The organism is Bacillus sp. AC266 (assembly GCF_979253805.1).
Genome location: NZ_CEEDEC010000003.1, coordinates 441,181 through 449,306 on the forward strand (window position 1 = coordinate 441,181; position 8,126 = coordinate 449,306).

Sequence of the window (8,126 nt, forward strand, 5' to 3'; positions counted from 1 at the left end):
TACTTAGCTGTTTTTTCGTTTTTGCACTTGTATACTAAACTCCTTTTCATACTTCTTACCATTTATATAGAAATCCCCCCATATTTTATATGTTCCTTCTTCTGGAAATGTAATACGATATTGTAATTGCTCATCCGTATCAACAGGAATGGCATATAAAAAATGTCCCCTCGTTTCATCAACGATATATAGCGCGTTGACTTCGCCTCTCCCTGAATTTAATTTCAGCTTTTCTCCCTTTTTCGCTTGAAACTGAAATGTTAATGTCGTTGCCTCATTCGGATGTAATGCACCAAATAAAAGAGACACTTGATGCTCTCCTATATTTTTTGTAAGTACAGTATCGACAGGTAGCTTCTTTTTATTCTTGTCCTTGTTTGTCTCCTTTTTCTCTTCACCAAAATCTTTCTTAGCAAATGATTCCACGGACTTGTTTTCATTTTCATACAAAAATATCGTGTACCCTTCACCTTTTGCTACATCTGAAGATAGCTTATACGATCCATTTCCAGCAAATATAGGCTTCGTTTGTTGTATGTTTTTCAAATTCCCATCCACTATCACTGCTCGAATTTGATCGTTCACACCACGAACTTCATTATTCATTTTATTTAGCAATTGAAACGAAATATCGGCTTTTTCATTTCCCTTTTTATTTTTCACATCCCATTTCACTTCTTGAACATCTCCGGTCGTTTCTACAGTTTCTTGATATTTTTTTATGTAAAATCCTCCTGCCACAATAAGTACTAGTGCAATAAGCCCAATGACAAGATTTTTCAAAATATCACCTACCATTTTTATTTTCTTTATCCATGCAAAACCTCTTAAATATATATTCTAGATTATGATTTATGAAATCCTCCTCTTTTGCACATATTACAAATAAAAAAGATTTTAATTGAAAGGAGTCGTAGTGTATAATGCAAATGATATTGATTTCTATCAATACATTATAAGGAGGATTTTTCATGAGTGTACATATTGAAGCAAAACAAGGCGAAATTGCTGAATCTATTCTATTACCTGGTGATCCATTACGTGCAAAATATATTGCTGAAACATTTTTAGAGGATGTTACTTGTTATAATAACGTGCGTGGCATGTTAGGTTTCACTGGAACTTACAAAGGAAAGCGTGTATCTGTTCAAGGTACAGGCATGGGTGTTCCTTCTATTTCTATTTATGTAAACGAATTAATTCAAAGCTACGGAGTGAAAAATTTAATTCGTGTTGGGACATGTGGTGCAATTCAAAAAGATGTTAAGGTACGTGACGTTATTATTGCGATGACGGCTTGTACAGATTCTAATATGAATCGCTTAACATTCCCGGGTTTTGATTTTGCTCCTGCTGCAAACTTTGATCTTTTAAAGAAAGCCTACGATGCTGGAACAGAAAAAGGATTACACGTTCGTGTTGGTAACGTATTAACAGCAGATGTATTTTATCGTGAGAGCATGGACATGGTTAAAAAACTTGCAGATTACGGTGTATTAGCAGTAGAGATGGAGACGACTGCTCTTTACACATTAGCAGCTAAATATGGTGTAAATGCATTATCTGTATTAACAGTAAGCGACCATATCTTCACTGGTGAAGAAACTACATCTGAAGAGCGTCAAACTACATTTAACGAAATGATTGAAATCGCTTTAGATGCAGCAATTCAGCAATAGTACACTAAAGAACTCGTCATACGTCTGGCGAGTTCTTTTTTATGCTAAAATACTTCTATAGTCACTGCACCTTCTCTTTATGTGACTTTCTATAAAAAACTACTTTAGAGAGAGACAGATTTATCTCCTCTACTTTTTTGTAACCTTTGTTATAATTAAGAAATCATTTGTATTACAGTATTTTTCATACGAGGTGAAACAGTGAAGAACAGAAGCATCGTCTTTAAACTATTTTTATTAACATCAACTTTATTTACAATCATATTTCTCCTTTTTTTCCTTGGACAATCTCTATTTTTAGAGAAGTTTTATATTAATAAAAAAATAAAAACCGTTCAAACGGCTTTTGAAAAATTCGTAGATAATTATGAAAAAAGCGACAAAAGTTTTGAGGAAATCAGAAAGCTAAAACAAGAATTTCACGATAAAACGAATGCTGAAATGCAATTTTTAGATTCTAACGGCATTATTAAAAGTGAAAACAATTACTACATTGAGGTAATTAACCCTAATAACAATAAAACCTATTCCATCCCACTTAATAATCTTTTAACACCCGAAGAATATAATAAATTCGAAAATTTAGGCTTAAAAAAAGAGGGCATGATTCACGTAGAGGGATTTTTACAAGATAATATAATAACGCCACTAGAACTGACGACTAATTATAATCGATGGCGAAATGAAAATGGCAATTCTGATTTTCAATCAATTAGTGGTAACCCCTCTAAAAATAGACTCACAAATCGATATAAAACTACGTCTCAGATCAGTTTTACCGGTGTGATATCTAAATTACATATCCCTTCCAAATCTGAGGTTCGCCTTGCAAATGATTTTGAAACATTACAAGCTGTTGAATATTTTGCAAGTACTATTAGACAAGGTACTTCTAATTCAAATCAATTAAACACGTATATTTTAGATAGTGGGGAAAATATAAAAAACAGTGTCTTTGTAAAGCCTATTATGGAAAACGGAAAAATTAAGGATTACGCTTTTGTGATAGCATCTTTACAACCTGTTAATGAAGCGATGCTCGTTTTAAAAGATTATTATGTCTATGCCTTAATTATCGTGTTTCTCGTTATTATTTTGTTATCCTTCTACTACTCAAAAATCATTGTTAAACCATTAATTAAGATAAATCGTGTTACAAAAAAAATGGCAAACTTTGATTTTAGCGAGAAGTTACCTGTTACGGCAGACGATGAAATTGGCGGGTTATCAAGTGGTATTAATACACTCTCTGTAAATTTAAAAGATCGAATCGACCGATTAAATGTTGCCAATACAAAATTACAACAAGATATTGAACGCGAACGTCAATTGGAAAAAACGAGAAAAGAATTCATTTCTGGTGTATCTCATGAATTAAAAACACCACTTAGTGTTATTCGTAGCTTCGCTGAAGGTATTCAAGATGGCGTAAGTAAAGATACGACATATTATACAAATGTTATTTTGGAAGAGACAGATAATATGAACAGGCTCATTGTTGAAATGTTAGAATTAGCAAAACTAGAATCAGGTACGTACAAACTAGAAATGTCGACATTCTCGATCGGTGAATTAATTCAACAAGTCTATACAAAATTATTATTTAGCATGGAGGAAAAACATTTACAAGTAGACATCCATGCTGACTCTTCTCTATTTGTTAAAGCAAATCGTAGCCGTATTGAGCAAGTCGTTGTAAACTTACTTAGCAATGCAATTCGATATACTCCAGATGGTGAAAAAATACACGTCTCTGTTATAGAAACGGAAGATACAGTGAAAATCAAAATTGAAAACACAGGTAATCCTATTCCAGAAGAAAGCCTTGAAAAAATTTGGGATCGCTTCTACCGTTTAGACGCTTCTCGTAGCCGTCATACTGGAGGTACTGGCCTTGGGTTATCCATTGTGAAAAACATTTTAGATCTCCATCACGCTGAATACGGCGTGTATAATACCACTAATAGCGTTGTATTTTATTTTAATTTACAAAAAGTAAAAGAAGTCAAATAATTTGTCTTAATTTCACTAGGAGTTCACATGAAATTCACACTCTCCCTTTATAGTAAGAAACAAGTTAATCCTTTCCTTTACACATATAAAAGAGGAGAGTGCGTGAAATGAAACAAGCAGGACAACCTATTCAAAATGAAAAACAATTAGAAACTATCAAAAATATACTTTTACAATCTTCGAAACGTGATGGCTTATTATTCGTATTAGCTGTAAATTCTGGCTTAAAAGTAAGTGAAATCTTACAATTAAAAGTTAGTGATGTAATCGATGAAGACGAAAATGTTCGCCATTCCATTTTATTTTACAATGAAAAAGTAAAGAAACATAAATGGTTTGCTGTAAATGAAGACTTACAGCACGCAATCGAAGACTACATGAAAGAACGTAAAACTTGGAAACGTAATGAACCATTATTAAAGTCTCAAAAAGGAACAAAGTCTATTACGAGACAACATGCATGGTACATTTTAAACAAAGCTGCAAAAGAAGTTGGATTAGAAGGGATTAGCTCACATACACTTCGAAAAACTTGGGGCTATTGTGCATACAAATCAGGTGTTGATATTGCATTTTTACAACACTTCTTTGATCACAGTACTCCATCCAAAACTTTAAAGTATATCGGTATTGCTTAATAACTCTTATACATAAAAAGGTTACCATTTGTAAATTTGGTAACCTTTTTTATGTTTCATATTCTCTTTTCTTGTCTTGTCTCTCCTATACTGTAGTGGTACTCTAATAGTAAGGGGGAGAAATTATGAACACATTAACAATTGAATTACCGAAAGAAACGGCTGAAAAACTTGATTTATTAAAGAAATCTTATGAAAAGAAAACAGGTGCTACAATTTCTGAAAGCACTCTCGTTCAAACACTTATCTCAAAGGAATTTATCCAAGCGATAACTCCTTTTGATTTACAACAAATCATCAATGGAAAAGAACAGCAGTAATTGCTGTTCTTTTTTTATTACTATTTAAAATATAAAGTGAAACTTTAATCAGTGGGGGTTTTGTTCATCCCCCACTGATTATTAGCCTTCACCAATCGGGCGTTTACGGGCAGCAGGGCTCCCACCTAACTTCTTTGCTCCAGCCGAATTTTGAGGTAGGAGTTTTACTGCCGCAAATAGCGGGATAAAAAGTTTTTTACTTATTTTCCGAAAAACCATTGACAATGATAATGATAACCATTATCATTTATTATGAAGCCAACAATTGATGAATCAACCAAACGCTCAGTAACATTGTTACCCCTCTTTTTCATATAGAAAGGCACTGTACATTCCCCCTGTTTGTACAGTGCCTTTCTTGTTTATCATCATTCAAACAAATTTAATTGCTCAGGCTTCAGCTCACCATATGTAATGTTCATCATTTTCATAAGCTGTTTCGCATTATCCGCTGCATCTCCGCCCGAATTATTATTAAACAATACAAATATATCCTTCGTCTTCTTTTTCAATCGCTCTAATCGTTCTACCCATTCCGCCAATTCTTTACTATTATAACGATATAAACAGCGAACCGCTCTCCAATTTTCTCCTTTATCCAGCCAACCATGAACATTTCGGCCATGAAAACGTATTAACGCCATGTCCGAGTTTGTTGCCTCTAATATAAGCGGTACTGATCCTATTCCAGCCTGAGGCTCATCGCAAATTGTATGAATCCAGTTTTCTTTTTCTAAAAACTGTAACGTCTTATCTCTCATTTCTGGATAAAACCATGTTTGATTTCGAAATTCTATTGCACATGGTAAATCTTCCATTTTTTCTTTCGTGTATCGAAGTAAATCTACATTTTTCACTTTACAATCAAACCATGGTGGATATTGAAATAAAATCATTTTTAATTTATTTGCTTCTATTAAAGGAAGAATGGATTGTTTATACACATCAAACATCTCATCGAACGTAGAAAAAGGGATTTCCCCTTTCATATGTCCTGTCATTCCTTGATAGGCTTTTACTATAAAAGAAAAATCTTTCGGCGTTTCCATCGTCCATTTTGTATAATTCCGCGAAGGTTGTATCGCATAAAATGAACTATCTACTTCCACAATGGGAAAATGTTCACTATAAGTTCGCAATTTATTTCTATTTTCATAGGGATTTATATATAAAGAATCATGATCTCCCCACCCTGTCACTCCAATGAAAAGCAAATATATCCCTCCCTTTTTAACTTCACCTTCTATCCATTCTACTCACTTCCCGGACATTTCAGCTAATCAATTTCATTAAGTAGCCCCTTCTTTAAGAGTATCCGTATAAAAATATGATATACTAAATGGAAGAATTTTTAAATTGAGGGGTTATTTATTTATGCTTCCAAACGATGATATTGTATCTCATGAAAAACGAATAGAAGAACTAGAAAATAAAGTGCGGTTATATGAAGAGCTTGTGAATCAATTACCACATCATTTCACATACAAAAATCCACATATTGGTTTACAAATAAAGAAAACGAGAACGACTCATTCCATTCAAAACATACAAAAAGAGAATAAAAAGGCTGATTTTCAACTTACTTGCGATTCATTATTTTTATTTGAACAACTTGAAACATACTTTGTTCATATTTTTGATGCTTTTTCACATCATGTCACCTTTGTTGATAGTAAAGGAAATATAACTTTATGTAATCAAGCTGCAGCAGATGATTTTGGTGTAGTACGAAATGATATAATTGGAAAGCCAATTCAACAATTACTAAACTTGCCAGAAGAACAAATTAAAGCGATTGAAACATTAAGAACAGGAACAGAAATATATAATGAAGAAGTGTTAGACAAAAACTATGGTATTTTAAACAATCGAATTATTCGGGATTATAACGGAGAGATTTTTAGAGTTATTAGTGTCTTCCATTATTTAAACACAGAACGTGATGCAGAAAAATTTTCATTAGCAGGACGAATCGCAGCTGGGATTGCTCATGAAGTACGAAATCCCCTTACAACGGTACGTGGATACTTGCAATTTCTACAAGATAACGTTTCTCCATCCAATAAAGAATTGTTTAAAAGTCTACTCATTCCTGAACTAGATCGTGCAAATAGTATTATCACAAAATTTTTAGCCATTTCAAAAACACGTGAATTTACTAGAGAACCTTTTCCCATCAATACGTTTTTACGCGAATATATTCAACAACTACTTGCTAGTGAAGTTTTTTTACACAATATTTCTATTGACTATGAATTTTCTACGGAATTAGATGGTGTACTTGTCAATATCGATCGTCATGAACTTGTGCAAGTTTTTTTAAATTTATTTCAAAATGCTATCGATGCTCGAGGCGAAAGACCTCTTTCCATTCAAATCTCTAGTTATCGCCTAGATAACTTTGTTCGGATTACTTTCACAGATAACGGAACTGGGGTTCCTCCAGCTATTCAAGAATATATCTTTGATCCATTCTTCTCAACAAAAGATTCAGGAACAGGACTGGGCTTGTCAGTAACGAAGAAAATTATTCAAAATCATAACGGTACATTAAAAGTTACTAGTAATCACAGTGGGACAACTTTTACAATATCTATCCCATCGTTGCCCAAAAGAGATAGTTAAAGTGTCGATAAACAAAAACAGTGGGGGCAGTTTTTAACTGCCCCCACTGTTTTTGTTTAACTCATCATTTTCCTAAAAAACTATACAAAATGAAACTTTAATCAGCGTTTTTTGCATCTCCTACTGCTTATTAACCCTAACTAATCAGCCTTTTGCTAGATAGAAATCTTTCAATCTCTTTAATTCCCCTTACTAAGTAGGTAAAACCCTTATTTTTTTTGAAATAGTAGTTTGTCCATCACGAATTTAGTTTTATTTTCATTTTATTATATTGAGACTATTTATTCTATAAAAGAAAGGAATGAAAAGATGAACAATAAAAATAGAGGGAAAGTATTCTTCGGTAACGATTGTTGCGAAGTCCGGGCTTGTAGTTTTATTAACATCTCTAAATCTGAACTTAAAGAATTTATTAAAATCCTTCAAGCTCTTGGACAAAATATTAAAGATATATTCCAAAATCCTTCTCAAAGTAATATTGATAAACTTATAGCTACCCTAGATAATCTAGAAAAATCCCTCAAATGTTTAGACTTATCACCTGCACAAGAAAAAATCGGAACTTCTATTATTACTCACCTATTAACTATTCTAAAAACAAAACCTTTCTCGTGCGGAGCATTATACGTTGAACTGCAAAGCCTGCTTAATTTTTTACTGTATATCGCTAAGTTATTTAAAGTTAATTGCTGTACTATAGACAAACTTATTAAGCTGATTATAGAAATCCAAACCATTTTAGTTAAATATGGCTCTGGTTGCCTTGGTGGAGGTGCTACTGGTGCTACCGGCGCTACTGGACCTCAAGGACTTCGTGGCGTTACTGGCGCTACCGGCGCTACTGGACCTCA

At 33.2% G+C, this 8,126-nt stretch carries 8 protein-coding genes; 6 read left to right on the forward strand and 2 right to left on the reverse strand.

Annotated elements, in window-relative coordinates; translation table 11 throughout:
* Positions 1 to 3 precede the first annotated feature (3 nt).
* Complete coding sequence (locus tag AC0IXC_RS15465) at positions 4 to 798, reverse strand: hypothetical protein (protein WP_044438004.1); 795 nt, start codon at positions 796 to 798, stop codon at positions 4 to 6.
* Between the two features lie 173 nt (positions 799 to 971).
* Between AC0IXC_RS15465 and deoD the strand changes: the two genes are divergently transcribed.
* From deoD to AC0IXC_RS15485, 4 genes are all read left to right on the forward strand, one after another.
* Positions 972 to 1,679 carry a purine-nucleoside phosphorylase gene (deoD, locus tag AC0IXC_RS15470; protein ID WP_000110704.1) on the forward strand — a complete coding sequence of 236 codons (708 nt, stop codon included), beginning with the start codon at positions 972 to 974 and terminating at the stop codon, positions 1,677 to 1,679.
* A 201-nt stretch (positions 1,680 to 1,880) separates the two neighbouring features.
* A complete protein-coding gene (locus AC0IXC_RS15475) occupies positions 1,881 to 3,692 on the forward strand; it encodes a sensor histidine kinase (protein ID WP_002030723.1) in 1,812 nt (603 codons plus the stop codon).
* 107 nt (positions 3,693 to 3,799) lie between these two features.
* Positions 3,800 to 4,330 (forward strand): tyrosine-type recombinase/integrase, encoded by a 531-nt coding sequence (locus AC0IXC_RS15480; RefSeq protein WP_000806230.1) that lies wholly within the window; start codon positions 3,800 to 3,802, stop codon positions 4,328 to 4,330.
* Between the two features lie 125 nt (positions 4,331 to 4,455).
* Positions 4,456 to 4,650, forward strand: coding sequence for a DUF3924 family protein (locus AC0IXC_RS15485; RefSeq protein WP_002011737.1), 195 nt, complete (start codon positions 4,456 to 4,458; stop codon positions 4,648 to 4,650).
* 368 nt (positions 4,651 to 5,018) lie between these two features.
* On the opposite strand, the gene AC0IXC_RS15490 is transcribed toward AC0IXC_RS15485, so the two are convergent.
* On the reverse strand, positions 5,019 to 5,864 hold the full coding sequence (locus tag AC0IXC_RS15490; RefSeq protein ID WP_113770088.1) for a DUF72 domain-containing protein: 846 nt from the start codon (positions 5,862 to 5,864) through the stop codon (positions 5,019 to 5,021).
* Positions 5,865 to 6,024: 160 nt separating this feature from the next.
* Between AC0IXC_RS15490 and AC0IXC_RS15495 the strand changes: the two genes are divergently transcribed.
* Together AC0IXC_RS15495 and AC0IXC_RS15500 are read left to right on the forward strand one after the other, a co-directional pair.
* Positions 6,025 to 7,275, forward strand: a complete 1,251-nt coding sequence (locus AC0IXC_RS15495) for an ATP-binding protein (RefSeq protein ID WP_002030719.1) — start codon at positions 6,025 to 6,027, stop codon at positions 7,273 to 7,275.
* Positions 7,276 to 7,584: 309 nt separating this feature from the next.
* The coding region (locus AC0IXC_RS15500; RefSeq protein ID WP_471653029.1) for a collagen-like repeat preface domain-containing protein at positions 7,585 to 8,126 on the forward strand (542 nt) is incomplete at its 3' end.